Annotated in this window: 22 protein-coding genes; 4 read left to right on the top strand and 18 right to left on the bottom strand. The window is 71.1% G+C overall.

All coding sequences use genetic code 11. From position 1 onward, the window contains the following. Window positions 1-275 precede the first annotated feature (275 nt). The 10 genes from OG230_RS26730 to OG230_RS26685 all read right to left on the bottom strand — a co-directional run bounded on the left by OG230_RS26730 (window position 276) and on the right by OG230_RS26685 (window position 13,438). Window positions 276-1,163, bottom strand: a complete 888-nt coding sequence (locus tag OG230_RS26730) for a FadR/GntR family transcriptional regulator (RefSeq protein WP_328906260.1) — start codon at window positions 1,161-1,163, stop codon at window positions 276-278. A gap of 160 nt (window positions 1,164-1,323) precedes the next feature. Beyond that, window positions 1,324-3,060 (bottom strand): ATP-binding cassette domain-containing protein, encoded by a 1,737-nt coding sequence (locus OG230_RS26725; RefSeq protein WP_328906259.1) that lies wholly within the window; start codon window positions 3,058-3,060, stop codon window positions 1,324-1,326. 159 nt (window positions 3,061-3,219) lie between these two features. Further along, window positions 3,220-3,984: an NUDIX hydrolase gene (locus OG230_RS26720; protein WP_328906258.1), complete on the bottom strand. Its 765-nt coding sequence runs from the start codon at window positions 3,982-3,984 to the stop codon at window positions 3,220-3,222. 136 nt (window positions 3,985-4,120) lie between these two features. Beyond that, window positions 4,121-6,067, bottom strand: a complete 1,947-nt coding sequence (locus OG230_RS26715; protein WP_328906257.1) for a glycogen debranching N-terminal domain-containing protein — start codon at window positions 6,065-6,067, stop codon at window positions 4,121-4,123. Between the two features lie 259 nt (window positions 6,068-6,326). Further along, window positions 6,327-7,667: a DUF4192 domain-containing protein gene (locus tag OG230_RS26710; RefSeq protein ID WP_328906256.1), complete on the bottom strand. Its 1,341-nt coding sequence runs from the start codon at window positions 7,665-7,667 to the stop codon at window positions 6,327-6,329. A gap of 395 nt (window positions 7,668-8,062) precedes the next feature. Continuing rightward, on the bottom strand, window positions 8,063-8,839 hold the full coding sequence (locus tag OG230_RS26705) for an ABC transporter permease subunit (RefSeq protein WP_328906255.1): 777 nt from the start codon (window positions 8,837-8,839) through the stop codon (window positions 8,063-8,065). Beyond that, on the bottom strand, window positions 8,836-10,386 hold the full coding sequence (locus OG230_RS26700; RefSeq protein ID WP_328906254.1) for a hypothetical protein: 1,551 nt from the start codon (window positions 10,384-10,386) through the stop codon (window positions 8,836-8,838). Before OG230_RS26700 ends, OG230_RS26705 begins: the two co-directional genes overlap by 4 nt. After that, window positions 10,383-11,336 (bottom strand): ATP-binding cassette domain-containing protein, encoded by a 954-nt coding sequence (locus tag OG230_RS26695; protein ID WP_328906253.1) that lies wholly within the window; start codon window positions 11,334-11,336, stop codon window positions 10,383-10,385. Before OG230_RS26695 ends, OG230_RS26700 begins: the two co-directional genes overlap by 4 nt. A 159-nt stretch (window positions 11,337-11,495) precedes the next feature. Continuing rightward, window positions 11,496-12,197, bottom strand: coding sequence for a response regulator transcription factor (locus OG230_RS26690; RefSeq protein WP_328906252.1), 702 nt, complete (start codon window positions 12,195-12,197; stop codon window positions 11,496-11,498). After that, entirely contained in the window at window positions 12,194-13,438 is a 1,245-nt protein-coding gene (locus OG230_RS26685; RefSeq protein ID WP_328906251.1) for a sensor histidine kinase, read from the bottom strand. The genes OG230_RS26690 and OG230_RS26685 overlap by 4 nt, the downstream gene beginning before the upstream one ends. 242 nt (window positions 13,439-13,680) lie before the next feature. Here OG230_RS26685 and OG230_RS26680 point away from each other — a divergent pair, with 242 nt between their 5' ends. Beyond that, window positions 13,681-14,073: a cold-shock protein gene (locus OG230_RS26680; RefSeq protein ID WP_328906250.1), complete on the top strand. Its 393-nt coding sequence runs from the start codon at window positions 13,681-13,683 to the stop codon at window positions 14,071-14,073. A 118-nt stretch (window positions 14,074-14,191) separates the two neighbouring features. On the opposite strand, the gene OG230_RS26675 is transcribed toward OG230_RS26680, so the two are convergent. Continuing rightward, on the bottom strand, window positions 14,192-16,351 hold the full coding sequence (locus OG230_RS26675; RefSeq protein ID WP_328906249.1) for a RecQ family ATP-dependent DNA helicase: 2,160 nt from the start codon (window positions 16,349-16,351) through the stop codon (window positions 14,192-14,194). Between the two features lie 418 nt (window positions 16,352-16,769). On the opposite strand from OG230_RS26675, the gene OG230_RS26670 reads away from it, so the two are divergent. Then, window positions 16,770-17,411, top strand: coding sequence for a hypothetical protein (locus OG230_RS26670; protein WP_328906248.1), 642 nt, complete (start codon window positions 16,770-16,772; stop codon window positions 17,409-17,411). 54 nt (window positions 17,412-17,465) lie between these two features. Here the strand turns inward: OG230_RS26670 and OG230_RS26665 are convergent, their stop codons facing one another. The 3 genes from OG230_RS26665 to OG230_RS26655 form a co-directional block, all read right to left on the bottom strand. After that, window positions 17,466-18,098 carry a hypothetical protein gene (locus OG230_RS26665; RefSeq protein ID WP_328911546.1) on the bottom strand — a complete coding sequence of 211 codons (633 nt, stop codon included), beginning with the start codon at window positions 18,096-18,098 and terminating at the stop codon, window positions 17,466-17,468. A 61-nt stretch (window positions 18,099-18,159) separates the two neighbouring features. Further along, window positions 18,160-18,870, bottom strand: coding sequence for a ribonuclease HII (locus tag OG230_RS26660; protein ID WP_328906247.1), 711 nt, complete (start codon window positions 18,868-18,870; stop codon window positions 18,160-18,162). A gap of 118 nt (window positions 18,871-18,988) precedes the next feature. After that, a complete protein-coding gene (locus OG230_RS26655; RefSeq protein ID WP_328906246.1) occupies window positions 18,989-19,615 on the bottom strand; it encodes a TetR/AcrR family transcriptional regulator in 627 nt (208 codons plus the stop codon). A 185-nt stretch (window positions 19,616-19,800) separates the two neighbouring features. Here OG230_RS26655 and OG230_RS26650 point away from each other — a divergent pair, with 185 nt between their 5' ends. Continuing rightward, window positions 19,801-21,354, top strand: coding sequence for an MFS transporter (locus OG230_RS26650; RefSeq protein WP_328906245.1), 1,554 nt, complete (start codon window positions 19,801-19,803; stop codon window positions 21,352-21,354). An 86-nt stretch (window positions 21,355-21,440) separates the two neighbouring features. On the opposite strand, the gene OG230_RS26645 is transcribed toward OG230_RS26650, so the two are convergent. The 4 genes from OG230_RS26645 to OG230_RS26630 form a co-directional block, all read right to left on the bottom strand. Then, a complete protein-coding gene (locus OG230_RS26645; RefSeq protein ID WP_328906244.1) occupies window positions 21,441-23,255 on the bottom strand; it encodes a DUF4153 domain-containing protein in 1,815 nt (604 codons plus the stop codon). A 196-nt stretch (window positions 23,256-23,451) separates the two neighbouring features. After that, window positions 23,452-24,360 carry an ADP-ribosylglycohydrolase family protein gene (locus OG230_RS26640; RefSeq protein WP_328906243.1) on the bottom strand — a complete coding sequence of 303 codons (909 nt, stop codon included), beginning with the start codon at window positions 24,358-24,360 and terminating at the stop codon, window positions 23,452-23,454. Between the two features lie 12 nt (window positions 24,361-24,372). Further along, window positions 24,373-25,032, bottom strand: coding sequence for a histidine phosphatase family protein (locus OG230_RS26635; RefSeq protein ID WP_328906242.1), 660 nt, complete (start codon window positions 25,030-25,032; stop codon window positions 24,373-24,375). 128 nt (window positions 25,033-25,160) lie between these two features. Beyond that, entirely contained in the window at window positions 25,161-25,766 is a 606-nt protein-coding gene (locus OG230_RS26630; RefSeq protein ID WP_328906241.1) for a YdbC family protein, read from the bottom strand. A 246-nt stretch (window positions 25,767-26,012) separates the two neighbouring features. Between OG230_RS26630 and OG230_RS26625 the strand changes: the two genes are divergently transcribed. Further along, entirely contained in the window at window positions 26,013-26,549 is a 537-nt protein-coding gene (locus OG230_RS26625; RefSeq protein ID WP_328906240.1) for a TerD family protein, read from the top strand. Window positions 26,550-26,585: the final 36 nt, after the last annotated feature.

Genomic DNA, 26,585 nt, shown 5'->3' with positions numbered 1-26,585 from the left:
GGGCTGGAACCGACGACCGTCGGCTGGGAATGTTGCCGACGGCGCGGGTTTGGCCTCAGAACTGCACAGCGCACTGGATAGCTGCTGTATTCCTTCCGCGACGGTCACCTCTTAAGTCATCGCACTGTTTCGAGGAGTGTTACGCCCAATCCGCGTGGCCCGAGTCACACCTCATATGCGACGAACAGTGCCAGAGGTGACATCTCTCCACAATTGTGCCGCCGGATCGCGAGGATCCGGCGACACATGGTCCGTACACCCCGGCCGTGCCGCGCTCAGTGCTCGCGCGGCGCGGGAACCACTCGCTCCACTTCCGGGTGAACCATGAGCAACTGGCGCATCGCCGCTTCGGCGCCGACAGAGTCACCTGTCGCGAGGGCCTCGACGATCCGCGCGTGATGGCCGAGCGACGACTCGGTCGGACGGTCACAGCCGGTGACGGGTGCGCCGGAGACCTGGAGCGCCGCCGAGACGATGCCGGAGAGGTGCTCCAGCATGCGGTTGCCCGCGGCCTGGATCAGAAGGGCGTGGAACTCCGCGTCGGCACGCGAGAAGGTGATCCCGTCACCCTGCGCCATCGCGTGCCCCATGATCTCGACCATGTCGCCGAGGCGCTGCTGGATGTCCTCACGCCCGTGGCCCGCGGCGAGCCGCGCGGCGAGCGGCTCGATCGTCCAGCGGAGCTCACCGAGCTCCCTGCGCTGGTCGTCGCGCGACGGCCCGAAGGCACGCCATTCGATGATGTCGGGGTCCAGGAGGTTCCAGTCGCTGACCGGGCGGACCCTGGTACCCACATTCGGACGGGCACTGACCAGGCCCTTGGCCTCAAGAACGCGCAGCGACTCGCGCACGACGGTGCGGGAGACCTCGAAGCGCTGACCGATCTCCTCCGGAACGAGCGGGCGATCGGCGCCCAGGTCCCCGGAAACGATCATCTGGCCAAGCTGCTGAACAAGTTGGCCGTGGAGTCCTCGGCCGCGACTGGCGGCCCCCCGCCGGCTCGCTCGTCCCAACTCGGAATCGGTACCGCCCCAGGAACGCAGCGCGGCGCGTTCGCCGGCCGGCGCCTCCGCGTAGGGGTAGCGGTCGAGTTCGCCCGAACCGGCGAGGCCGGATTCGACGGAGCGGGCGGCGGTCATCATGGTGTGCGCAAGGGTACTCACCCATCCTTTGTCGGCGCGGTCCGCTCGCCCCTTGAGGTCTTTGGTGAAAAGCACACGAAAGGGTGATCGGCGCCTACCCCACAATTGACGCCATATATGCATCAATCGGGCATTTCCCAAGGAGTTGCGGAGGGCCCGCCGCCATCCGAAGCGCCCATGATCACCAACGGGCCCTTCCTCGAAGGCTCGTGATCACATACGCGCAGATCAGGGCCGACAACGACAGGGAAAGCGCCGCCCCTACGGGCTGCGCCACCACTCTCACGACACCGAGCACCCAGCGGTCCGCTTCGTACGGCCACTGCAGCCAGGTCAGCTCGCGCAGTCTGCCGGGAAGTCCGGCGATCGAACGGGCGGACGGACCGGCGAGCACCTTCTGAACGAGCGGGACGACGAGAACGGGAACGGCCAGCACCGCGGCGATCCCGGCCCCGGTCACGCGGAAGACTCCTGCGGCCAGCAGCCCCGCCCAGGCGCAGCCGACGGTGAGGCCCGCCCAACTCGCGGCAAGCGGAATGACATTCGCCGGGACCTTGATCAAGTCTCCGCCGAACACGAGTCGAAGGACCTGAGCGTCGGCCAGCACCACCAGAACCGCCAGCAGGATCCCGACCCCGGCGGACACCGTGAGTTTGGCGAGGAGCAGGCCGATCCGGCGCGGAACGGTCCCCCGGCCGGCGGCGAGTGCCGGATAGCGGAACTCGTCCCCGAAGGAGAGCGCGCCGAGCAGGCCGGCGCCGAGAGCGGCGGGCGGGAGCGGCAGCAGGCCCGGCCAGGCCGCCAGCAGCTTCGGCAGCGGCGTTCCGCCGGAGCGGGCGAGCAGGACGGACAGCCCCGCCGAGACCACCAGAACGGCGGCGACGATCACGGTCGTTGTCCGCACGCCGAGCAGGCGGCGCAGCTCGTAGCGGAGCGGACGGAGCGGGCCGCGGGCCGGACGTGCCGGGATCGGAGGGGGGAGTTCGGAGAGGGCCACGGACGAACCCGGCCGCTGCCCGGTCTTCGCTTCGGACACGGCGGCGGGTCCCGCGTCACCGATCTCGTCGGCGAGTTGGTGGACCGGGACACCGTGCCGGAAGGCCGTGTCCCCGATCTCCGCACAGCTGCTGCCGTACACCGAAAGCCGGGTGCTCTCCTCGGCGACCACCTCGACGGAGCGCTGCGCGGCGCGCGCCTCGCGGGTGACCACGGCGGCGAGCCGGGCCGCGTGCGGGGTACGGACGGCCACACGTGGCCGCAGGCGCGTACGGGAGAAGTCCGCGACGTCCTGGTCCGCGACGAGGCGCCCCTCGTCGATGGTGACGACACGGTCGGCCGCGCGGGCCGCCTCCTTCGGGTCGCTGGTGGCGTGCAGGACCGTTCCGCCTTGGGCGGCGTGCGCGCGCAGCAGCCCGTACAACCAGCTGATCTCGCGCGGCGAAAGTCCTTCCGCGGGCTCGTCGAGAATGAGGGTGTGGGGGTCGCCGAGCAGAGCCGACGCGAGGCCCAGCCTGCGGTCCATACCGACCGAGAGGGTCCCGATGCGCTGGTCCCCCAGCCCGGCCAGGCCGACGACTTCGAGCACCTCGTCCGCTCGCGACGCGGGCACCCCGGCGGCGGCACAGAGCATCCGGAGCTGACCGCGGGCCGTACGGGAAGGGTGGCCCGGTACGTCTCCGAGCAGCACTCCCACCTCGCGGGGCGGGTGACCGATGCGGTGCAGCGGCCGGCCCCGGAAGTAGGTGACGCCGCGCCCCGGTTCGAGTTCGAGCATCAGGCGCAGGGCGGTGGTCTTGCCGGAACCCGGGGCGCCGAGCAGGGCGGTGACAAGGCCGGGACCGGCTTCGAAGGTCAGATCGGCGACGGCGGGCGGAAGGTCGCGGCGGGGGCTGCTGGTGAGTCCGATGGCCTGGAGCATCGCTTCTCTCGCGGGAGGTGAGACCGCTCGGCGGCTGGGTGGGTACCGCAGCAACATAACGCGACAATTCCGACTTTTTGCGCAGCCTGGACGTACGGGCGTTCCGCAACTTCGGGCTCCGGACGTCCGCGAGACGTCCGCGGCGTCAGACTTCGGGCCTCAGACTTCGGGCCTCAGCATCGGCGGATTGAGCACGGTGGCCGCGCCCGCCCTGAACAACTGGGCGGGACGGCCGCCCTGTCGCGTGGTCGTACCCCCGGACGGGACCAGGAAGCCGGGGGTGCCGGTGACCTTGCGGTGGAAGTTACGGGGGTCGAGGACCACGCCCCACACGGCCTCGTAGACCCTGCGCAGCTCGCCGACCGTGAACTCCGGCGGGCAGAACGCCGTGGCCAGCGAGGAGTATTCGATCTTCGAGCGGGCCCGCTCGACTCCGTCCGCGAGGATCTGGGCGTGATCGAAGGCCAGCGGCGCGGGCTGTTCGTCCTCACCGGCGAAGCCGCCTTCCGGGCCGAGCAGGTCCTCGACGGGCGCCCAGCGGGCGCTGTGGGCGTCACCGCCCGCACGGGGCGCGGGCAGGTCCGGCGCCAGCGCGAGATGGGCCACGCTGACGACCCGCATACGGGGATCGCGCCGGGGATCCCCGTACGTCGCGAGCTGCTCGAGATGCGCACCGTTTCCCACCGTCGGGGACGCCGGATCGTGGGCGCAGAGCCCGGTCTCCTCGACGAGCTCACGGGCTGCCGCCGCACCGAGATCCTCATCGGCTCGGACGAATCCGCCGGGCAGCGCCCATCGGCCCTGGAACGGTGTCTCACCACGGCGTACGACCAGCGCGCAGAGCGCGTGACGGCGCACGGTGAGCACGACCAGATCGACGGTGACAGCGAAGGGCGGGAAGGTCGACGGGTCGTAGGGCGGCATGCCGTGATCATAGTCGTCTTCCTGACGATAAACAGTCCCTTCGGCGTGCTCGTCGTCACCGGATTCTCCGTCCCGCACTCGGTGGCGGCTCCCTTCGCGTGTGGGCCCCACGGGCCGGTCCCGGACTCCGTCGGCGTCAGACGCCGAGCTGGAGCCCGGCGGCTGCTTCCTCGATCATTCCGAGTCCGAGACGGCTGACCCGCAGGGCGAACGGCTCGCCGGCCAGCCGCAGCCCGGAGAGCTGGACGGCCCCCAGCGGGGCGCAACGGACCGGGCTCAGCGAAACCGTCGCGGCCGGTACGTCGGGGCGGATGCCCGCGAGCATGGTGACCAGGTGGATCCCGGCTGCCGCCGCGGCACCTGCCGGGCGGCAGGCCGTCGGGTGGGCCGCGGGAACGCTGCCCGCACGGCGCTGCTCCCCCGCGTACATCTCGGGAAGGCGGTAGCCGAAGGTCTCGGCGGCGCCGAGGACCCCGCGCAGCAGGCTACTCGCTTCCTTCTCGTATCCGGCGGCGGCCAGTCCCGCGCAGGCGACCGCCGTCTCGTGCACCCGCACCGCACCGGAGCGGTGGCCGAACGGGTTGTGGCCGGGCTCCTTCGCCCCGAGCGTGCGCAGGCCCCACCCCGAGTCCAGGGCCGGTCCGCCGAGGAGTCTGGCCAGCCGGCCCGTCCGCTCCGCGTCCAGCAGGCCGGGGGCGAGCCGCCCTCCGCCCAGCAGTCCGGTGTCCAGCAGATGTGCCAGGCCACCGCCCGGATACGGCACGGCCCGCCCCGTACCACTGCGCGCCGCGGCGGGGCAGCCGCCCGCGCGGTCGTCGATCCAGAACTCGGCTCTGAACCGGCTCCTCAGCCCCCTGGCCCACTCCCGCCACGCGTCGCCGCCGCCGGGGCCGCACTCGTCGAGCAGTTCGGCACCGAGCATCGCGGCCCGATGGGCATGGGCCTGGATCTCCGTGCGCCGGAATCCCTCGGGACCTCCGTCCGGGACCAGCCCGTCTTCCTCCGCCGCGGTGCGCAGCCATCGCAGGCACCGCTCCGCCGCAGGAAGGAGCTCGGCCACCTCCTGCTCGGGCAGCCCCCAGCGGCGCGCCTCCGCGAGCACGGTCGGATACGCGAGGGTCGCCTCGATGCCCGTGCAGCTGGGCGGGAGCCGGGGACCCGCGTCCCGGAGCGGCCCCGGGATACGCCCGTGGTCGGAACCGGAACCCCGTAGCTGGGAGCGGGCGAGCGTGCGCAGGGTGGACGCCGCGAGTCCCGTTCCGAGCGGGAGCACCATCCGCGCGGCCCACAGCGCCTCGGCCGGAGCGGGGCCGCAGCGCCAGGGAACCCCGGCTGCCAGCCAGCCGTCGGCCGGGTTCCGCTCGCTGCCGACCAGCAGCGCCCGGAGGTCGCCGAGCCCGGTCCGCACGAGCGGTTCGACCCGCGGGTCGTCCGCTTCCACCCGCACGTCGGCGGACAGCCGGTTCGCGGGCCGCCCCGGAGTCCGTCCGCGGCGCTCGGCGCGAATGCTCAGCTCGATGCCGTACGAGGCTCCGGGGGCGAGGACCACCTCCCAGCGCAGCAGTCCTGCGGCGGCCACCGCGTCCTGGGGCGGCGGGTCGGCCGTGACGGCGCAGCCGAGGCCGTCGGCGGCTGTCCAGCGCAGTCCCGAGGCATGCACGCTGGCGGCCCGCTCGGGTCCCGGACGGCCCATCGCGATGGCGCCCAGCTCCACCAGATCGGTCGCCAGGGAGATCTCGACGGGAAGCCGGCGGGTGCGGGCGGAGGCGCTGTGCAGGGTGATCCGCTCGACGCCCTCGGCCCCGCGCCTTCGCTCGACGGTGATCTCGGGGTCGGGCCCGGTGTCGGCCGCCGTACGCACGACGCCCAGGAACCGAGCACCGTCCGAGGAGACCAGACCGCCCTGGACAGCGATGGGTTCCCGTCCGCCCACCCGCAGATGGCACCGTGAGAGCAGTCTGCGACCCGACCGGTAGAAGCCGTCCAGGCCCTGTCCGGTGAGCTGGCCGTGGTCCGCCGAGACGGCCATCGACGGCAGCGCCACGCAGATGACCGCGAGGTGCGCAGAAGGCAGCTCCCGCATGCGGCGCTCCGCACGCGGCCCGGGTCCGGGAGGTCCGGGAGGTCCGGGTAGTCCTGGAGGTCCGGGTAGTCCTGGAGGTCCGACGCGTGGAGCAGGAGAGGAGACTTCGGGCTCGGGGGCTCCGGCAGGGAGGGTGAGGGCCATGGTGGTCTTTCTGCGCCGTCCGTGCGCTCCGGACAGCAGCTGTGTCTGCGACGCCACGGGTCGTGCGACTCCGCCACCCCCGTGAACGGCTCCATGGGCCACCCGGTCACGGTCGTCATCGACCGCTCCTGCTCCCGCGCCGGCCCTGACGCTTGGAATCCCGCGCCCGGCGCCGGACCACAACGGCTCCGGGACCTGCGCCACCCGGCGCGCTCCCGCGCCGCTTCGTCGCCTGCGGGGGAACCGTGCGAGGTGCCGGCCGCCTCCCTGTATGCCGCTGCTCCCGGCCTCCGTGGACCTCGTGGCCGCCACGACCGTCCTCTCCCCCATCGGCGGCGGCGCGCTCGCCCCGCAGGCAGCGGCGCAAGGTCTCCGGATTCAGACCCGCGTTGCACGCCTGGTGGAGCAACTGGGCGAATGTGTAGTCGGGGTCGGCGCGCAGAGCCAGCCCCAGGGCCACCCTGGCGGCCGGCTCGTCGCCCGTGGACCAGGACACCCAGCCGGCCAGCGTGAGCGGGGCGGCCGCGTGTTCCACGTAAGGGCCGACGCAGCGACGGGCCAGAGCCCGCCACAGACGCAGCGCGGACGCCGCTTCGGGGCCTTCCATCCATTGCGCCGCCTTGTCCCTCGTCTCCCGGTCCTGGAGCCCGAGAATCACCGCGGCGGCCTCGTCGTGGCTGATCAGACGGTCGTCGTTCGTGTCCGCCGCGGAGACTGGCCCCGTGGGGGCCCGGCCGATCCGGTCCATCAGCGTGCACGCCAGCTTCAGGGTCTCCCCCGCAACTTCGGCCCGGCCCTCGGTGTCCAGAATCCTGGACACCAGCACGGCCCCTGCCGAGTCCAGCGCCTCTTGCTGACCGCCCGCTCCGGCGGTCTCCAGGGGTGCGAGGCGCGCTTCCATGTCGCGCAGCGATCCGCGCACGTGAATGCCCGCGTAGGCCGCTGCCGCCGCCATGACCGTCGTCCCCGGCAGAGCCAGCGGGTTTCCTTCCTCCGGACAACACCTGCTGTCCGGGCAGCAGTAGGACCAGTAGCGACCCCCGGAAATGCAGAGCGCTTCCAGGACGGGTACGTCGAGCGCCCCGCAGGCCGTGCGCAGGAGCTGCGCGAACGGCCGCAGACGCTCCATGGTCTGGTGACCCGTCACCCCGTCCGCAGGGTCCTGGCAGAGGAAGACGACGATCGCGTCGGGCCGGGAGCCGCGCCGCTCGCTGCCCGAGACCAGACACTCGGCGAGCTGCTCGGCGACGGGCTCCCACTCCTTCGGCGCGTGCGGAATCCCGAGCCTGAGCCGGCCTCCGAAACGCCCGCGGCCGCCGTGCAGGGCCACCATGACCACGCTGTCGTCGGGATGGAAGCCCATCAGATACGGAAGGGCGTCGGCGAGTTCGGCGGGACCGCGCAGGGTGATCTGCTGCTCGTCGGCCGGTCCGGTGGATTCGTGGTGCTTGTTCATGGCATGACCGTCCCGCGAGCGGCCGATTTCCGAAACCCCCTGTGGATAAGTTATCCACAGGGGCGGGGCGGCGCGCCGTCCAGCTCGGCAGTTCGCCCCGCACCTGGTAGACCACGAAGCCGTAATTCCCGTGTGGCACATTCGACCGGCATGGCGATTCAAGGATTTCCGAAGTCGATATTGCCGAACCGCGCCCAAAGCACCGGATGGAAATTTTCGAGGTGTCGATCAATCCACTGAAGCACGAGGCGCGAAGCCTCTCGTTTCATACATGTGCCCAGGTCAGAGACGCCTTAAGCCTCCGAGCGCTACCCGAAGACGTTCCCATACCCGCGAGTCGCGTGTGCGTTTCCGAATGCCTCGACACGCAATAGCGCATTGTCGGGCGCAGGCATCTATACGTCTCGCGTGCGCAGCATCACGCCGCCGACGGCCAGCGCGCCAAATGCCCAAAGAGCCACCACGCCGAGGCCCTCCCAGGGGCCGATCGGGAGCTGGTCGACGCCGATCGTCGTCTGGACGGAGAGACCGGCCGTCATGGGGGCAATCTGCTGGAGGAGCCGCTGCCAGTCCGGGTCCGCGATCACCTGGGTGAGGATCGGGAAGAAGAAGAGCAGCCCCAGAACGATCCCGATCGCCGTCGCCGAGCTCCGCACGATCAGGGCGATGCCGAGGCCGAGCAGCCCGATCAGGACGAGGTAGAGGACGGAGCCCACGGCGGCGCGCAGCGTCTCCGAGTCGGCCGGCGACAGGGCCTCGTACCCGTGCGCCTCGGTGAAGCCCAGGCCCGGCTGCACCGTCCGACCGATCAGCAGGGACCCGAAGACACCGATGGCACCTGCCACCAGCGTCACCGCGCCGAGGACAGCGGCCTTCGAGAAGAGGACGGTCAGCCTGCGCGGTACGGCGGCGACCGTGGTCCGCATCATGCCGGTGCCGTACTCGTTGCCGACCATCAGCACCGCGACGACGGCAACGACGACCTGACCGACCATGACACCGCTGAGGCTGAGCTTCGTGGCGTCCTCTCCGCAGCCCGGGGCATCGCACCGGGCGTTCATGACCACCGCGGCGCCGACTGCCAGCGTCAGGACCACGACGCCGAGGAGCAGCCAGACGTTGCCGGAGTCCGTCCGCAGCTTGGTCCACTCCGAGCGTCCCGCGTACCTCATACGTCCCTCCGGCGGATCAGGACCAGGGCGCCGGCGAAGGCGACCGCGGCGTAGGCGCACAGGACGGCGAAGCCCTCCCACGGAGCCAGCGGGAAGTAGCCGTGCGCCGGCGAATAGACCGTGACGACCTGGTCGTAGTGGGTGACGGTCTGCTGGATGGCGAACCCGGCGGCCGGTGTGACCTTCAGGAGCCAGTCCGAGGCCGCGGGGGGCAGAACGGATGCGGTGGCGAGCAGGTAGGGCAGCACCATGCCGACGACCACCACGGTGATGGTCACGGCGCTGCGCCGCAGGATGGCGCCGACCGACAGGGCGAACACGCAGGCAGCCGCGAGCAGCAGACCCGTTCCCACGATGACCCGCAGCTCGGTCGACGGCGGCACCGTCAGGACGGGGAAGCCGTTCGCGAGGGACCGCGACCCGCCGAGGGGCACCATGACGGCGGCAGCGATCGTTCCGGCGAGGAAGGCCGCGAAGCCCACCACGAGAGCCTTCGTCACCAGCACGCGGCCTCTGCGCGGACTGGCCGCGAAGGTGACGCCGATCAGTCCCCGCCGGTACTCGACGGTCACGTAGCCCGCGGCCACGACGACCATCACGATCAGTCCCGCGAACGCGCCGACGAGGAAGTTCGAGACGATGCGCACGCCGCCGGCGGCCGGTCCGCCGACGACCGGCGCGATGTCGCCGGCCCCGGTGATGCTGTAGCCCGTGCCGGTGGGGACCACTTCGCCCTTCGTCGACCGGCTGTAACTGCCGTTCGTACCCGCGCCGTCGCTGACCTGCCGGTCCTGCCAGGCGTCGCCGCCCCACCCGCCGCTCAGGGTGAGGGCGCCGAACGTGCCGGTGGCGACGGCGGGGACGAACCCCGTTCCCGTACCGGTCTCCTCCGTGGCCGACGGCGAGGTCACGAACAGTCCGACCTGCGGCGACTCCGAGAGCCCGGAGAGGCGGGCCGTGCCCACCTCGGCCCACGTGGTGCCGTCCGTCGACTGATAACCGGTGACGGTGTCGCCGGAGCGCGCCAGCCGGAGCCACCGCGGCGCCTCCGTCGACACGGCGCCGGGCAGTCCCGCCGTGTCGTGCGTGTAGTCGTACTGCATCCGCACGCCGTGGTCGCCGGTGACCATCATCGACGCGTAGGACGACCCCGGTTCGAGGGAGTCCTTCACGATGATTCCGGCCTTGGCCCAGGGCGCGAGACCGGGCTTGTCCTCCGTGGGCGTCGACGCGACCCGACCGGTCAGCAAGGACACGGACACGGTGATGACGCCGTCGCCCTTCTGCGGCTGGTGCATGAAGTAGAAGGCGTCGTTGACCGCTTCACCGGACGGACCGACGGGCAGCTTCGACGCGTTGAGGCCCCCGTCGTTGCTCGCGGCCGTCGCGAGCAGACCGACCAGGCAGATGAGCACCAGCGCGCCGACCGTGCCGAACACCCAGCCGCGCACGGTACGGAACTTGGTCCACTCCGCGTGCAGTACGCGTCCGAAGCCGCCCCGTTCCGGCCGGCTGGAGGCGGGTGGTGGCGAGAGCGTCGTGGTCATCGTCCGGCCTCCCTGGTGACGACCCCGCGGTACTGCACGGAGTCACGCGTGAGTTCCATGTACGCCTCTTCCAGGGACGCGCGGTGCGAGGACACTTCGGAGAACGGCACCGCGTGCGCACCCAGCACGGACGCGACGTCCTCGGCCGTCAGGTCGGTGACGCTGATCGCGTCGCCTCCCGTGGAGCTCACCGTGGCACCGGCCCGCGCGAGCACCTCCATCGCCTGCGTGCGGGCCGACGTGCGCAGGGTGACGCGCCCCTCGGAAACCGAGGCGAGCAGGTCGCGCACGCTCATGTCGGCGACGACCTTGCCGCGTCCGACGACGATCACGTGATCGGCCGAGTCCTGGAGCTCACTCATCAGGTGACTGGACACCAGCACGGCACGGCCCTGTTCGGCGAGTGACGCCAGGAAGCCCCGCATCCACATGAACCCTTCGGGGTCCAGGCCGTTGAACGGCTCGTCCAGCATGAGCATGGGTGGATCACCGAGCAGCGCGGCTGCGATGCCCAGCCGCTGCCGCATGCCCAGGGAGAAGCCGCCCGCCTTGCGCCCTGCCACCTCCTGGAGGCCGACTCTGCGGATCACCTCGTCCACGGCGGCGGTGCCGAGCCCCTGCGAGTGCGCCAGCCACAGCAGGTGATGGCGGGCAGTCCGGCTCGGCTGTACGGCAGCCGAGTCGAGCAGCGCGCCGACGTGCTTGAGCGGAGTGCGCAGCGTCCGGTACGGGCGCCCGCCGACCAGCGCGCTCCCCTTGTCCGGCTTGTCCAGGCCGAGAACGACGCGCATCGTCGTGGACTTTCCGGCGCCGTTCGGACCGACGAAGCCGGTGATCCGCCCCGGCCTGACGGAGAACGACATGCCGTCCAGCGCCTGCGTGCTGCCGAAACGCTTGTAGACGTCCCTGACCTCGATCACTGCGTGTGGCCCATCGATCGTCTTCTCCATGGAAGGAGGCTAGGGAAACCAGGGGGTACGGGTCGTCACGGCGAGGAGCGACGTTCCACGGTGCTCGCGTGAGGGACTGGGCGGACCGCCCCTCCCTCGTGCGAGGGAGGGGCGGTCTCCTGCCTGAGGACGAGGACGAGGACCAGGACCAGAACCTGCCTAGTCGGTCCTGCGGAAGCCCGGGACGACGAGTCCCGATTCGTACGCCGCGATCACGGCCTGGGTCCGGTCCCGCAGGCCCAGTTTGGTCAGGGTGCGGCTGACGTGTGACTTCACCGTCTCCTCCGTGACGAAGAGGCGGGCGGCGATCTCCCCGTTGGACATGCCTTCGGCGACGAGCAGCAGTACCTCGGTCTCCCGCGCCGTGAGCATCGTGAGGCCCGGCGACGGCTGGGCCGGGGTCCTGGCGCGCAGTTGCGTGAACTCGCTGATCAGCCGGCGGGTGACCCCGGGGTCGAGGAGCGCCTCTCCGGCGGCGACGACGCGCACGGCGTCGAAGAGCCGCTCGGCGGTGGCGTCCTTGAGCAGAAAGCCGCTGGCTCCGGCGCGCAGGGCGTCGTAGACGTACTCGTCCAGGTCGAACGTCGTCAGGATGAGGACCCGTGGCACCTTCGCTCCGTCGGGCGCCTCGCCGAGGAGCTGCCGGGTGGCCTCTATGCCGTCCATCTCGGGCATGCGGATGTCCATGAGGACCACGTCCGGGGAGACCTCACGGCAGACCCGGACCGCGTCGACGCCGGTGGTGGCCGTCTCGACGATGGTGAACTCCGGCTGGGAGTCGAGGAGTGCGGCGAATCCGGTGCGGACGACCAGGTGGTCGTCCGCGATGACGACGCGGATCGGTGTCTGCGGGGAGTTCATGGGGTCCGTTCCGGCTCGGCGGGGAAACTGGCTTCGACGATGAATCCACCGGAGTCCGCCGGACCTGTGCGCATCAGCCCTCCGACCGCGGCGGCCCGTTCCCGCATACCGAGCAGGCCGTAGCCACCGTCCGGAGTCGCGGGCGGCGCTCCGGGGCCGTTGTCGCGGATGCTGAGGTGCAGGGCGTCGTGGGCGTAGTGCAGTTCCACGTCGACCGGCGCGCCCGTGGCGTGCTTGCGGGCGTTGGTGAGGGACTCCTGGGCTATGCGGTAGGCGGCCAGCTCGATTCCTGGACCCATGGGGCGCGGGTTACCGCTGAGGATGAGGCGGATCGTCGCGGTGGAGGCTTTGCGGGCCTCGTCGAGCAGGTCGTCGAGCTGGGTGAGATCGGGTTGCGGCCTCCGCTCGCCGCCTGCGCCGGGCTCGTTGTCGTCGCGCAGTACGCCGAGCAGGCGGCGCATCTCCGTGAGGGCCGCGCGGGCGGTGTCGCCGATGCCGAGCAGCCGCTCACCGCCTGCGGCGGGCATGCCGGGAGTGGCCACACGGGCCGTCTCGGCCTGCACGGCGATCATGGAGACGTGGTGGCCGACGACGTCGTGCAGTTCGCGGACGATACGGGCGCGCTCCTCGCGGGCGGCGTTCTCCCACTGGCTGCCGGCCATGACCTCGCGTACGGCGTCGTGTTCCCGGTCCGCTTGCCTTGCGCGTCGCGCGAGACCGGCGAAGGCGGCCGTCGGGGCCAGCGAGACGAGGAGCACCGTACGCACCCGGTAGTCGGTGTCCGTGGAGCCGGCGACGGCCAGCGCGAGGAACGGTGTGGTGAAGAGCATCGCCGCCAGGACGTTTCCGCAACGGCCGAGCCGGTACTGGGCGATCAGCTGAGCGGCGAACCCTGCCAGCGTCAGCGTATGGAAGACCGTGAGTGAACCGAAGCTCGCCGCGGTCACCGTGAATCCGGCGAGGCCGGGCCGCAGGAGTGCCAGTGGCAGTGCGGTGCACAGGCACAACAGCCCGACGACCATCGCGAGTTGGACTCCGCCGGGGCTTCCGTTCTGGGCGGCGTTCTGGGAGGTGTCCGCGAACATCCGGGGGATCGACCCGCGGGCGGCGACCAGCTCGGCGAGCGATTCCGCGATCGCGAGCACGCACAGCGTCGGGATGAACACGGCGTTGCGCGGGAGTGCCGAGGCCCGCCGCAGCGTTGCGGTCCAGCTGTCGCGCCAGGCAGTCGCACGGTTCACGACGGTGATTATGGCAGTCGGCCCACCGCGCAGCCGTCCCTCCGAGCAGTGATCAGGTGCTCCCTCTCCCGAGGGACAAGGGCGTCGCTCGTACGAGGGAGCCGGGCTGGTCACGGCTCGGCGACGGGCTCCGTTGACATGCGTTCCTCGCCTCGGCCGCACGCTCGCGGCTACGCTCTCCACCGGAATCGTCGGGCAAGGGGCCCGCATGGGCAATGGGCCCAATTCCGGTGGGAGACATCATGGTTGCTGGTCGTGTGGTGCGTTTCGACAGTGTGCGGGGTTATGGATTCATCGCTCCGGAGAGCGGCGGGGACGACGTGTTCCTGCATGTGAACGACATGCAGGTGCCCGAGGAGTACGTACGCCCCGGAGTGAAGGTCGAGTTCGAGATCGAGAACGGCGAGCGCGGGCCGAAGGCATCGGCGGTCCGTCTTGCCCCGGGAACCGAAGGCAAGCCGGCGGCGGCCCCGTACGACGATTCCCTGTGCGACGTACTGAGCACCGAGGAGTTCATTCGGGAGGTCACCGAGGTCCTGCTGGCGTCGGCCCCGTCGCTCACCGGTGAGCAGATCCTGCAGACCCGCGCCGGACTGGCCCGTTTCGCGAAGAGCCACAGCTGGACAGAGGGCTGATCCACGGCGCGGCCCCTGCCCGGCGCCGCGTGCGGCTCGGCCTCGACCCGGTCCTGTCCCTGCCGCCGGCGTCACGAACGACGGCGACGGCAGGGGCAGGGGCAGGTGACCCTCGGGATCAGCCCGCCGCGGCCAGCACCAGGGGAAGAACCTGTTCGCTGCCTGCCTGGCGGAGCAGGCGGGCAGTGACCGCGAGGGTCCAGCCGGAGTCGGTGGAGTCGTCGACGAGGAGGACGGGGCCGGGAGTCCCCGCGAGAGCCTCGGCCAGGTCCGCCGGGACGACGAAGGCTCCGGACAGGGCCCTCAGACGCTGGGCGGAGTTGCTGCGGCGTGCCGCGTGCGCGCCGCTCGGCCCCGTGTACGCCAGAGTCCCCAGGAAGGGGAGGCGCCCGATGGTCGCGATGCCCTGGGCGAGGGAACCGACCAGTTGTGGGCGGGCCACGGACGGTACGGCAACGACGCCGACCGGCCGGGCGGAGGCGTCCGGGCCCTGCGCCGCCCAACCACCCGGAGAGCGCGCCCAGTCGGCGAGGACCGCCACCGCCGCCTGCAGCACGTCGTCCGGCACCGGCCCGTCGGGCGCGTTCTCGGCCAGCAGCGGGCGCAGCCTGTTGCCCCAGCCGATGTCCGAGAGCCGCCCCAGGGCACGCCCGGTGGAGCACTGCTCCTTGACCGGGATGCGTCCCTTGAGTTCGATGCCCAGTGCGGGCATCCCCGTCGGCCACATCCGGCGCGGCTCGACCTCCACTCCGGGGCGGTCCAGTTCCTTCGCCGCGCCCGTCAAAGCCTCCGTCGAGACGGAGGTATCGGCCCACGGCCCGGCGCAGTTGTCGCAACGGCCGCACGGAGCCGCGCCCTCGTCGTCCAGCTGCCGGCGCAGGAACTCCATCCGGCACAGGGACGTGTTCGCGTAGTCGCGCATGGCCTGCTGCTCGGCCGCCCGCTGCTTGGCGACCCACGCGTAGCGCTCCGCCTCGTACACCCACTCGGCCCCCGTGGCCGTCCAGCCGCCCTTGACCCGCTTGACCGCGCCGTCGACATCCAGCACCTTCAGCATCGACTCCAGCCGGCTGCGCCGGAGTTCCACCGCCGCCTCCAGGGCCGGCACCGACAGCGGCCGTCCCGCACCGGCCAGGGCGGAGAGGGTCTGGCGCACCTGCACCTCGGGCGGGAACGCCGTGTCGGCGAAGTAGCGCCAGATGGCCTCGTCCTCCTTGCCCGGCAGCAGCAGCACATCGGCGTGGGCCACACCACGCCCCGCACGCCCGACCTGCTGGTAGTAGGCAATGGGCGAGGAGGGCGAACCGAGATGCACCACGAACCCCAGGTCCGGCTTGTCGTAGCCCATACCCAGCGCCGACGTCGCGACCAGCGCCTTCACCCGGTTCTCCTGCAGGTCGACCTCGGCCTGCAGCCGGTCCGCGTTCTCCGTCTTCCCCGTGTACGAGGCCACGCGGAAGCCGCGCTGGCGCAGGAAGGCGGTGGCCTCCTCGGCCGCGGCAACGGTGAGGGTGTAGATGATCCCCGAGCCCTGCAGGTCGTCCAGGTGCTCGGCGAGCCAGGCCAGGCGGTGCGCGGCGTCCGGCAGCTGGACGACACCGAGCCGTAGGCTTTCCCTCTCCAGCGGACCGCGGAGCACGAGGGCCTCGCCCGCGCCGGTGCCCAGCTGTTCGGCCACGTCCGCGGTCACGCGCGCGTTGGCGGTCGCGGTGGTGGCCAGCACCGGCACTCCGGCGGGCAGCTCGGCCAGCATCGCCCGCAGCCGGCGGTAGTCGGGCCGGAAGTCGTGTCCCCAGTCGGAAATACAGTGCGCCTCGTCGACCACCAGCAGACCGGTCGTGGCCGCGAGCTTCGGCAGCACCTGATCACGGAAATCAACGGAGTTGAGGCGCTCCGGACTGACAAGGAGGACGTCGGTCTCGCCGCGCTCGACCTCCTGGTAGATCGTCTCCCACTCCTCCGGGTTGGCCGAGTTGATGGTGCGCGCCTGGATACCGGCCCGCGCCGCCGACTCGACCTGGTTGCGCATCAGCGCCAGCAGCGGCGAGATGATCACCGTCGGGCCGGAGCCACGCCGGCGCAGCAACGCGGTGGCGACGAAGTACACCGCCGACTTGCCCCAGCCGGTGCGCTGCACCACGAGCGCGCGCCGACGCTCCTGCACCAGGGCCGCCACCGCCTGCCACTGGTCCTCCCGCAGCCGCGCCGAGCCCTCGGGGGCACCGACGAGCTCAGCGAGGACGGCATCGGCTTCAGCGCGGAGTTCCAGGTTGTCCATGCCCCCATGCAACCCGATGGCACTGACAAACGACGACTTCACCCCGCGTGACAATCGGCTCACCATCGGTTCACCGGCCGTCAAGGGGGCCGGGGACGGCCGCCGCGGAGCACCTCCGGACCGTCACTCACCGTGATCTCGTCGCGGCTCCCGGACGGGCCGGGGTGACATGTTTCCGCTGGTCCTCGGCATTCGGGCGGGACAGGTGGCGTCGCGGGGGCACGGTCTGGGCAGGGATATCAGTGTCATTCCGGCTGATTCCCGTCAGCGGGGCAAATTGCTCGTTGCCGCCTGCCAGTACGCCAGGAAGAATTGGAGTCGCTCCCCGCACGGTCCTTTCGCGGCCCGGAAGGGCTGTGCCGCGGCGCGCCCTCACTCGACCCTGCCCGCACCGTGGGCGCGTAGCGAAGGGAGGACCGTGACCTTCGGATTCGCTCCGTCCCCTGCCTCTTCGATGCCCACGTCCTCGGCGTCCGCAGGCTCCGTCAACAACCTTGCCAGGACACTCGAACCCGCCGAATGGGCCTCGGCGGGCATCCCTCTGCTGCGGAGCCCTCGCGAGGTCGTCAGCGGTCTCCACGCCCGCCACCGGCCGGCTCCGGCGACCGCCGTCGTGGCCGTTCTCGACCACGAGGAGCGGCTCACGGCCAGCGCGTCGTTCGCCCGCCGGACGAACGTGGCCGCGGACGGGTGGGAGTTCCGCAACGCCCTGCTGGCCCATCTGCGCCGGGTCATCCCGCACGACCTGCGGCGGCGCGCTCCGATCCGTACGGCGGTGCTGCTCTACTGCCGCGACGGCGACGAGCGCTGGACGGAGGAGGACGGCGCGTGGATGTGGGGGTTGCGGGACGCCTGCACCCTGCACGGTCTGCGGTGCGGCGCCTACATCACGCTGACCCGGGGAGGCTGGCAGGTGCTCGGCGAGGGCCGGGGAGGCCGTCGGCCCAGTTCCGAGTCGCCGGCCTCGAAGCTGTCCGATGCCTTCATGGAACTCGATCCGGCGCCCCAGCGCACCGGCGGCGGAGCGGTGGACGCCCTGCGGCGGACCGCGGCCCGGTGATACGCACAGGTCCCGACCACCCTTCCGGGCAGCCGGGACCCTACGGCGTACGGCTCAGACTGCCGCGCCGAGCACGGAGTTGATCTTCTGCGGGTCACCGCAGACGATCAGCAGCGCGCCGGCGCGGTCCCGCGCCACGGGAAGTGCGCGGGCGGTGGCGTCGTCGACGTCCCCGTTGACCGCGACCACGACCACCGGGCGGGACGCGGCACGGCCGGCCGCGGCGAGGTGGGCGAAGAAGACGTCGTCGCCGGCGTCCTGCTGCGCCCAGTAGGCGGCCTCTCCGAAGGAGATCTCGTGCGCGGCCCAGGGGTGCACCTCACCCGTGGTGAGGACCAGGATGTCGCCCGGTGCGCGCCCCGAGTCGAGCAGCAGATCGACTGCCTCGTCGGCCGCGTCGAGCGCGCCGCCGGCCGGGGCCGGGATCAGCTGAAGCTGCGGCGCGGAACGATTCTCCTGCTGGGCCGGGCCCGAAGCGGAGGCGGCGGGAGCGGGTGTGGGGTGCGGGCGCTGCGCCGGGGGCGCAGGCCGCGCGGGGCCGGGGCCCGGACGCCCGGGACGCGGCGTGGCCGCGGAACGCGGACCTGGTACGGGACGGGGGGTCGGCGCGGTGCGGCCGGCGGCCGGAGCGACGCGGGGACCCTGGGCACTCTCGTGAATCTGAGGCTCCTCGGGGATGAGAGGCAGGATGGTGGACTTTCGAGCGCCGACGCCACGGACGTCAGCGGGTGTGGGTACGTGCGCGCGATCAGAAGTCGAAGCCGAGCTGGCCCCCGCTTTCCAGTGCAGCCGCCTCGGCGGAGAATCGGACCTTCTTCAGGTGCTGCCACCTGGGCAACGCATCAAGATAGGACCAGGAGAGGCGGTGATGGGGCGTTGGCCCCTGCTTCTCCAGTGCGGCCCTGTGCACCGGCGACGGATATCCCGCGTTGGCGCCGAAGGCGAAGTCTGTGTACTCCCCTGATTCCGCGCCCAGTTCGGCCATCATCGTGTCCCGGTGGACCTTCGCGATCACCGAAGCCGCAGCGACCGCGATACAGGACTGGTCGCCCTTGATCACGGTGCGGACCTGGTAGGGCTCGCCCAGGTAGTCGTGCTTGCCGTCGAGGATCACGGCGTCCGGCCGCACGGGCAGGCACTCGAGGGCCCTCACCGCCGCCAGCCGGAGCGCCGCGGTCATACCGAGCTCGTCGATCTCCTGCGGCGAGGCGTGTCCCAGCCCGTAGGCGGTGACCCAGTCCTCCAGCAGCGGAGCCAGCTCGGCACGGCGCTTGGGACTCATCAGCTTCGAGTCCGTGAGCCCCTCCGGGGGTCGGCGAAGCCCGGTGACGGCAGCGCAGACGGTGACGGGGCCGGCCCACGCTCCGCGTCCGACCTCGTCGACACCGGCGACGGTCCTGGCACCGGTGGTAGCGCGCAGTGAGCGCTCGACGGTGTGCGTGGGTGGTTCGTACGGCATGGCGCCAGCAAGCGTACGCCGATGACCACGGCAAGAACACCCCGGGGCGCCCCCTCCCTCAGGCTCCTCGGCACCCCGGCGTACCGAAGTGGCGCGGGCCGGAAGGGGAAGGCAGGCGTCAGCGGTGGCCGGAGCGGAGTATCGGCATCATGACCGTGTCGATCATCCGGGCGATCTCCTCGTCCGGCCATTCGCTGCCGCACACCTTGGTCCGGTACATCATCATGGCCGGGATCACGTCGAACGTCATGTCGTTGGCCGCCTCCGGGCGCACCTCACCACGGCCGACACCTCGGCTGACGACCTCGCGGAAGAGCTCGGTCGAAGGGCCGATCACCCCGTTCATGATCACTCCGTGGAAGCGGTCGGCGGCCCTCACATCGCATTCGTGAAGCACCGATCGCAGAGCGACACCCGGCCCCGACAGCATCGCGTCGCGCAGTCGCCGGCAGACCTCGTAGAGGTCCTCGCGCACCCCGCCGCAGTCGCGGGCCTCGTCCAGCGGCGGCAGTCCCGCACGCAGGGCGTCCGCGACCAGATCCTCCTTGGAGGGCCATCGGCGGTACACGGCGGCCTTGCCGGTCTGGGCGCCGGCCGCCACACCCTCCATCGTCAGCCCGTTCCAGCCGACCGTGCCGAGTTGTTCGAGGGCGGCGTCGAGGATCGCCCGTTCCAGAACGGGGCCGCGGCGCCGCAGGGACACCGGGCGGGAACGTGCGGCGGCAGCCGGGCGCGAAGTAGCCATCAGTCGATCTCCATCACGACGGGGAGAGGAGCGGATCGGCGCGGTCCTGGCGGACGCGGCCGACAACGACGGAAATCCCGTCGGCGGCAGTGTCAGTGAACGCTTGCGTTCACTAACGGGGACTCACTACCGTTGACGAGACAGTGAACGGTTCCGTTCACTAATTCACTTGTGGGGGACTCATAGTGACCACCTCTCAGTTAGAAAAACAGGGCAACCCGGGCGCGGCCCGCCGGGAGGGGCGCCCGGGGATCGCACTGACCGTCATTGCCGCATGTCAGCTGATGGTCGTGCTCGATGCCACCATCGTCAACATTGCGCTTCCCCATATTCAGGACGCGCTCAGCTTCTCGACGACCGATCTCTCCTGGGTTCTGAGCGCCTACACGCTCACCTTCGGCGGTCTGCTGCTGCTCGGCGGCAGGGCCGGCGACATCCTGGGGCGCCGCCGGGTCTTCATGACCGGGATCATCGTCTTCACTCTCGCCTCGCTTCTGGGCGGACTCGCCCAGGAACCCTGGCAGTTGCTGGCCGCCCGGGCACTGCAGGGGGTCGGCGGCGCCATCGCGTCACCGACCTCGCTGGCGCTGATCACCACCACGTTCCGCGAAGGGCCTGAGCGCAACCGGGCGTTCGGGGTGTTCGCCGCGGTGTCCGCGGGTGGTGGCGCCATCGGGCTCCTGACCGGCGGCATGCTCACCGAGTGGCTGGACTGGCGCTGGGTCTTCTTCGTCAACGTACCGATCGGTGTACTGATCGCGGCCCTCGCGCCGGTCTACATCAACGAGTCGGAGAAGCACCCGGGCCGCTTCGACATCGCCGGGGCGCTGACCTCGACGGCCGGTATGGCCTCGCTCGTGTACGGGTTCATCCGTGCCTCGGAGGAGGGCTGGCGCGACACGCTCACGGTGTCGTCCTTCGGTGCGGCGGTCGTGCTGCTCGCCGCCTTCGTCCTCATCGAGTCACGCGCGAAGGAACCGATCACCCCGCTGCGGATGTTCGCCGACCGCAACCGTTCGGGAACCTACATGATCATGCTCAGCCTGGCCGCGGCCATGTTCGGCATGTTCTTCTTCATCGTGCTGTTCGTCCAGAACGTCCTGGACTACAGCCCGATCGAGGCCGGCCTCGCGTTCCTGCCGGTGACCGTCGCGATCATCACGGGCGCCGGGCTCTCCCAGCGTCTGCTGCCGGTGCTCGGCCCCAAGCCGTTCATGGTCACCGGTTCGACCATCACCGGGCTCGGCCTCTTCTGGCAGACCCTCATCTCGCCGGACAGCTCCTACGTGAGCGGCGTGCTCGGCCCCATGCTGCTGTTCGGCTTCGGCATGGGACTGAACTTCGTCACGCTGACGCTGACCGCCGTCTCCGGCGTCGCGCCGCACGAGGCCGGGGCGGCGTCCAGCCTGCTCAACGCGAGCCAGCAGGTGGGCGGTTCTCTCGGCCTCTCCATCCTGGTCACCGTGTTCGGCACGGCCAGCCGCAACGAGGCGGAGAAGCAGATCCCCGCGTTCATGGCGCAGGCGACACCGGAGCAGCAGGCGGAGTTCGCCAGAACCCACGAACTCCCCGGAACGTGGGGCAACGAGGTACTCACCCAGGGCATCTCCACGGCGTTCACCGCGGCCGTCGCCATGGCCGCCGTCGCCCTGCTCACCGCGACCCTGGTCATCCGGGTGCGCAAGAGCGACCTGGAGGCACTGAGCGGAAAGTCCGCGGCGGCCGGTCCGGCCGCCTAGGGAGTCTCGCGCCGACGCACGGACGCGGGTGCGGGACACGCCCTCGGGCGGACCGCACCCGCGTCCGTGCGGGAGTGATCGGTCGATCAGTACGGATCGTAGGGGTCGTAGAACTCCCCCTCGATCTCGCCCCGTTCGCCGCCCGTTCCGTACCGGCCCGACCTGTCGCACTCGTTCGCACGGGGCAGCGCGCTGCGCTCCTCCAGGATGTCGCGGGCCCGGGCCCTCCCCCAGCTGGAGGCGTACCAGGGCTCGTCCGCGTCGTCGAGATTGCGCTCGATCCTGCCCAGCGCGCAGGAACGCAGTGGCTCCGGCAGCCTGTCCAGCGCCGGTACGGCATCGGCCGAGAGCGTCCTGAGGTAGTCGATGTCGATGGACTTGGCGTGGTCGGTGGACTTGGCGTCCTCGTACCGCTGAACGTTCTGCTCCGCGATCAGCCCGTCGGGCGAGACCAGACCGAACGCGAGAACACCGACGGCAGCGCTCACGGCAACGGCCCGCGGCAGCAGCCGCGCTCCGAACACACCCGCGGCGATGATCAGGACGATCACCACACCGAGCCAGAGTTCCATGGCGGCGACGGAGATCCGCAGCCTGGTCAGCCCGTAAGCGTCCACGTACAGGTCCATGCGGCGCAGCGCCGAGGCGACGACCACGAGCGTGAGCACGCACAGGGCGCCGAGCACTCCGCGTACCAGCGTCCGGTCGCGGGCCCCGCCGCGCGGCGCCCAGCGCAGGGCGAGGGCGATCACGAGGAGGGTGAGCAGGGTGGCCCACAGCAGCTGCCAGAATCCCTGACGCGCGTACTCGGAGTACGAGAGGTCGGTCTCCTCCAGCACCTTGTCGTAGCCGCCGAACAGGACGGCGAGCTGGAGCGCGATGAACGCCGCGAAGAGCAGGTTGAGAACGATGAGCGGAAGGGCCCATTCCACCCTTCCGCGGGCCGGCCCGGGCGGGATGGTGACCTTGTCCCAGCGGGTCGGGGCGGCAGCGGCGTACGCGGCGGCCAGCGCGCCCACGAGTCCCAGCAGGAAGAGGAAGACCCGCCAGGGGCCCTCCCCGATCGACACATCGGGAATGAGGTCGCCCAGCAGATCCGCGAAGGCCGCGTCGGCTCCCGCGAAGAGCGTGCCGAACACGAGGAGAAGGACGACGGCCACCACGGTCGTACGGACGACCGTGCCCCAGCGGGCACGTGATGCCTCCGCCTGGGACCGCATGCCCTGCCAGCCCCATCGCAGGCCGGGTGCCGCCGAGCCGAGCAGTCCCAGCGAACCGAGGAAGATACCCAGCCATCTGCGGCTGCCGTGGAGCGCCAGGGATCCCAGCGCGAGCGCGGACACCATGGCGAGGAAGGTCGGCCAGCCGGCGTCCCGGAGCGCGGGCACCGCGAGGAGCGCCACTCCCCCGACCGCCCAGGTGAGTGTCCAGGGGCGCGGTCGCCGGCCCGCGGCGCGTGCGGCGAAGAAGGCCGCGAGGGATGCCGGCACGGCCACGATCAGGAGGTTCGGTCCCAGGCCGTCACCCAGCAGGATCGCGCTGAGGAGTGCGGTGGCGAGGACGGACCAGATCGTGGCAGCCGGTATGGAGGTCGGGGGTGTCGTACGCAGCCGGGGCAGCGCGCCCGGGGGGCGTGCGGTCTGCTGCCACGGGTTGGTCTGCTGCTGCCGCTGACCGGGTACCGGGGGTTCGGGGGCGGCGGGCTGCTTCGTGCTTGCGGTCACCGGCGCTGCGGCGGCCTTCTCCGTCACCGGGTGCGCCCCGGCCGGGCCGGGCGCGGCAGCTACGGATTCGCCCGGGCCCGCACCCGGTTCAGCGCCCTTCTCCGGGCCCGGTGCGTGGGGCTCGGCGGCGGCGCGGTCTTCGGGCACATCGCTCGCCTCGGACGGTTGGTCGGACATGGGACCCCTCCCCCGCCGGGGTCCGCTCGCACGGCCAGGAGGCGGCGCGATTGCCCCGGCGTCTCGATCGGCGCATGCCACTACAAGATCAAAGCGTGGCGGCGTGGGCGAAAGAGTATTCCCCTCGCGGTCTCACCAGCAGCTGCGGGCCGTGCTGTGGCAGGACCGTGACAGTAGGGCGCGGCCGGGCTCGTGGTCAGGCGTGCGCCACGGCGAGCCAGTGCGGCGGCTCCTCCGTCTGTGCCAGCCAGTCGGCCGGCGGTGCCCCCGCCGTGCTCGCCGAGACCACGCCTCCGACGATGGCGCAGGTCGTGTCCACGTCACCGCCCGCCTGGGCCGTCACCCAGAACGCCTGCTCGAAGTCCCCGAGGCTGCGCGCCGCCGACCACAGGGCGAACGGCACGGTGTCGTGCGCACTCGTGCGGCGCCCGTTGCCGAGGACGGCCGCGACCGTCCCGGCGTCCCGGTAGTCGAGCATGTCCCGTGCCCGGCGCAGTCCGGCCCCGACCGCACTGCGCGGGACCAGGTCGATGACACCGTCGAGAAGATCGCCGGGCGTCGGCGGGCCCCCGGGTGCGGCGGCCAGCGAGGCCGCGGCGGCGACCGCCATCGCGCCCACGACGGCCTCACGGTGCTGATGCGTCGTGTACGAGGAGATCTCGGCCTGGTGAGTGGCCTGCTCCGGGTCGTCCGCGTACCAGGCGCCGAGCGGCGCGATACGCATGGCCGACCCGTTGCCCCAGGAGCCCTGGCCGTTGAAGAGCGCGGACGCCAGCTCGCGCCAGTCCCCGCCCTCCCGGACCAGTCGGAGCAGCCGGTTCACGGCAGGACCGTATCCCCGGTCGAAATCGTGGTGCTCGGCGAAGGAGTGAGCGAGCGCGTCCTGGTCGATACGGCCGTGCGCGGCGAGCACGGACAGTACGGAGGAAGCCATCTCGGTGTCGTCGGTCCACTGCCACGGGCCGGGCGGCAGCGCGCGCCGTTGGAGCAGCGGATAGTTGACAGGGACGAAGAACTGGGAGCCCAGCGCATCTCCGACGGAGAGCCCACGCAGGCTGGCCAGGGCGCGTTCGAAGCGCCGGTCGGAAGCAGAATCAGCGGTCATCGCAGTGCCACTCTATCCGGTGATGCCGTACGGCTCAGGGGTGCGCCAGCGCTCGAACGGCCGGTCAAGCACGTAGCGGCCGTCCTCCCCCAGCAGCAGGGTCCTGGTTTCCGCGTTGCCCGGGTTGGACAGCGACTCGAACTCCGCCACCGACCAGTGGAACCAGCGCATGCAGAACAAGCGCATGGTCAGCCCGTGCGTGACCAGCAGGACGTTCTCCGGATGCCCGGGATCCTCGAAGCTGCGGTACAGGCTCTCCAGGAAGGCGCCGACCCGGTCGTACACATCGGCACCGGACTCGCCCTGGGCGAAGCGGTAGAAGAAATGCCCGTACGCGTCGCGGTTCGCCTTCTGCAGGCGTACGTCGTCGTGGTCCTGCCAGTTCCCCCAGTCCTGCTCACGCAGCCTGGGCTCCTCCCGCACCCGCACCTTGTCCAGGTCGAGACCGAACGACCTGAACGTCTCGTGCGTCCGGCGGTAGGGCGAGACGTAGACGCTGACCCGTTCGCCCTCGAACAGCTCGCGCAGCCGGGCGCCCGTCTCCCTGGCCTGCCGCAGCCCGGTCGCCGTGAGCCTCAGCGCGTGGTCGGGCTCCCGCTCGTACACCGTGTCGTCGGCATTGCCTTCGGACTCACCGTGCCGGACGAGAACAATGCGCTGCGGTCGTGCCATGTAACGACCCTAGGCCCAGTGGCCCGGAATCGAGCAGTTGTCCGGACTCCATCCGGCGTATGTGACCAAAGAATCAGCCGGCCCTCCCGCGGCGGACCGCCGCGGCGCCGGACCACGGACTCGGCGGGTCACACCGTCCAGGGCGGCTGGAGCTCCACCACGTCCCCGGTCAGCTCCGCGACGTCCGTCTCGGTCTGCGCCCGGTCCGAGAGGCGTTCCACCCCCTGCGGCCGGTATTTGCCCCGCTCGGCGCTCGACTGCCACATCGAGAGCACCAGGAACTCCTGCCCCGGCGCTTCGCCGAACATCCCGCGCAGCATTCCGGGCGATCCGGCCATCGCCGGATTCCACACCGTCCGCTGCATGAGCGCGAAGTGCTCCACGCGGTCCTCGTGCACCCGGCTGTGCGCCACCCGCACGACATCCGCGTCGGTGAAGTGCGGTTCGAATCCGGTCTTCACGTCGAACCGGTACTCGAAGAGCTTCACCTGCATGTCCCGGTACATGCCGGACTGCGACGCCGCCAGCCGGTCGTGCCCCCGTGCCATGAAGGAGTCGTAGAAGACGCGGTTCTCCCAGAACGCGAAGACGTGAGCCACATCCGGACGCTCCCGGCTCCATCCTCCGCTCTGACCTCTGAACCCCGGCTCACCCAGCAGCCCCGCCCACTTTCGCTGACCCCGCTCGAACCCATGACGGTCCACGACGGTGCAGCGAATCCACTTGACCAGCACCGCGCCATCGTACGGCGCGCGGCGTGGCGCGGGTCACGCTACGACGGACTGCGTCCGAAGCGATCGTCACCGGTCGAAGAACGATCACCAGGCCGACGGGTCCATCGACGAGGCCGTCCAGCGCCCCCGCGACGACCATGGCCCGATTGCGTCGGCGGAGGCCAAGGCGGTTGGATTCACGGACAGTTACGGTCATGATCGGGCGGTGAGAGCGGTCCGCCGGCCCGGCGCGAGGAGGGAAGTCCGATGAGCACTCCCAATAAGGACATCGACAAGGTTGAGGTGAGGCTCAAGTGGGATCCCAGCGCGACCGGCGAGCCGGCTCATGACCTGGACATCATCGCGGCCACGTACACCACGGACGATCCCCACGGACGCCCCGTCTACCTGGTGCACTTCGACAGCCGCTCGCCGGACGGCACGATCACTCTCAACCGCGACAGCAGGACGGGCCAGGGTCTCGGGTTCGACGAGGTCATGACGATCGAACTCGACCGGCTGGCCGCGACCTACGCACGCGTGATCGTCGGCGTCGCCATCCAGCAGCGCGACGGCCGGAAGACCTTCGGGGAGATACAACGCACCGGCGTGCAGATCCGCGAGGGGTACACGAACCTCTCGGAGAGCGACTTCTCGGAGGTCTCGGCCGCCACCGCGGCGGTCGTCGCGGAATTCACCCGGGACAGCTCGGGCGTCTGGGCGTTCCATCCGAACGTACGCGGATTCGACGGTGATCCCGACGAGTTCGCCACGGTCATGGGAAGCCGCATCCAGGGCCCCTGAACGACGCACTCACCGGACGCCCGGCCCGCGAAACCG

This window comes from Streptomyces sp. NBC_00234 (assembly GCF_036195325.1).
GTDB lineage: Bacteria > Actinomycetota > Actinomycetes > Streptomycetales > Streptomycetaceae > Streptomyces.
The sequence above is the reverse complement of the archived record's forward strand: the minus strand, read 5'-3'. Positions and strand labels throughout refer to the sequence as shown.

Excerpts from the sequence above, each read along its gene's own strand:
- OG230_RS26725 (WP_328906259.1), bottom strand. The coding sequence starts at position 3,060 with ATGCTCCAGGCCATCGGACTCACCAGCAGCCCCCGCCGCGACCTTCCG.
- OG230_RS26720 (WP_328906258.1), bottom strand. The coding sequence starts at position 3,984 with ATGCCGCCCTACGACCCGTCGACCTTCCCGCCCTTCGCTGTCACCGTC.
- OG230_RS26715 (WP_328906257.1), bottom strand. The coding sequence starts at position 6,067 with ATGCGGGAGCTGCCTTCTGCGCACCTCGCGGTCATCTGCGTGGCGCTG.
- OG230_RS26710 (WP_328906256.1), bottom strand. The coding sequence starts at position 7,667 with ATGAACAAGCACCACGAATCCACCGGACCGGCCGACGAGCAGCAGATC.
- OG230_RS26705 (WP_328906255.1), bottom strand. The coding sequence starts at position 8,839 with ATGAGGTACGCGGGACGCTCGGAGTGGACCAAGCTGCGGACGGACTCC.
- OG230_RS26700 (WP_328906254.1), bottom strand. The coding sequence starts at position 10,386 with ATGACCACGACGCTCTCGCCACCACCCGCCTCCAGCCGGCCGGAACGG.
- OG230_RS26695 (WP_328906253.1), bottom strand. The coding sequence starts at position 11,336 with ATGGAGAAGACGATCGATGGGCCACACGCAGTGATCGAGGTCAGGGAC.
- OG230_RS26690 (WP_328906252.1), bottom strand. The coding sequence starts at position 12,197 with ATGAACTCCCCGCAGACACCGATCCGCGTCGTCATCGCGGACGACCAC.
- OG230_RS26680 (WP_328906250.1), top strand. The coding sequence starts at position 13,681 with ATGGTTGCTGGTCGTGTGGTGCGTTTCGACAGTGTGCGGGGTTATGGA.
- OG230_RS26675 (WP_328906249.1), bottom strand. The coding sequence starts at position 16,351 with ATGGACAACCTGGAACTCCGCGCTGAAGCCGATGCCGTCCTCGCTGAG.
- OG230_RS26660 (WP_328906247.1), bottom strand. The coding sequence starts at position 18,870 with ATGCCGTACGAACCACCCACGCACACCGTCGAGCGCTCACTGCGCGCT.
- OG230_RS26655 (WP_328906246.1), bottom strand. The coding sequence starts at position 19,615 with ATGGCTACTTCGCGCCCGGCTGCCGCCGCACGTTCCCGCCCGGTGTCC.
- OG230_RS26645 (WP_328906244.1), bottom strand. The coding sequence starts at position 23,255 with ATGTCCGACCAACCGTCCGAGGCGAGCGATGTGCCCGAAGACCGCGCC.
- OG230_RS26640 (WP_328906243.1), bottom strand. The coding sequence starts at position 24,360 with ATGACCGCTGATTCTGCTTCCGACCGGCGCTTCGAACGCGCCCTGGCC.
- OG230_RS26635 (WP_328906242.1), bottom strand. The coding sequence starts at position 25,032 with ATGGCACGACCGCAGCGCATTGTTCTCGTCCGGCACGGTGAGTCCGAA.
- OG230_RS26625 (WP_328906240.1), top strand. The coding sequence starts at position 26,013 with ATGAGCACTCCCAATAAGGACATCGACAAGGTTGAGGTGAGGCTCAAG.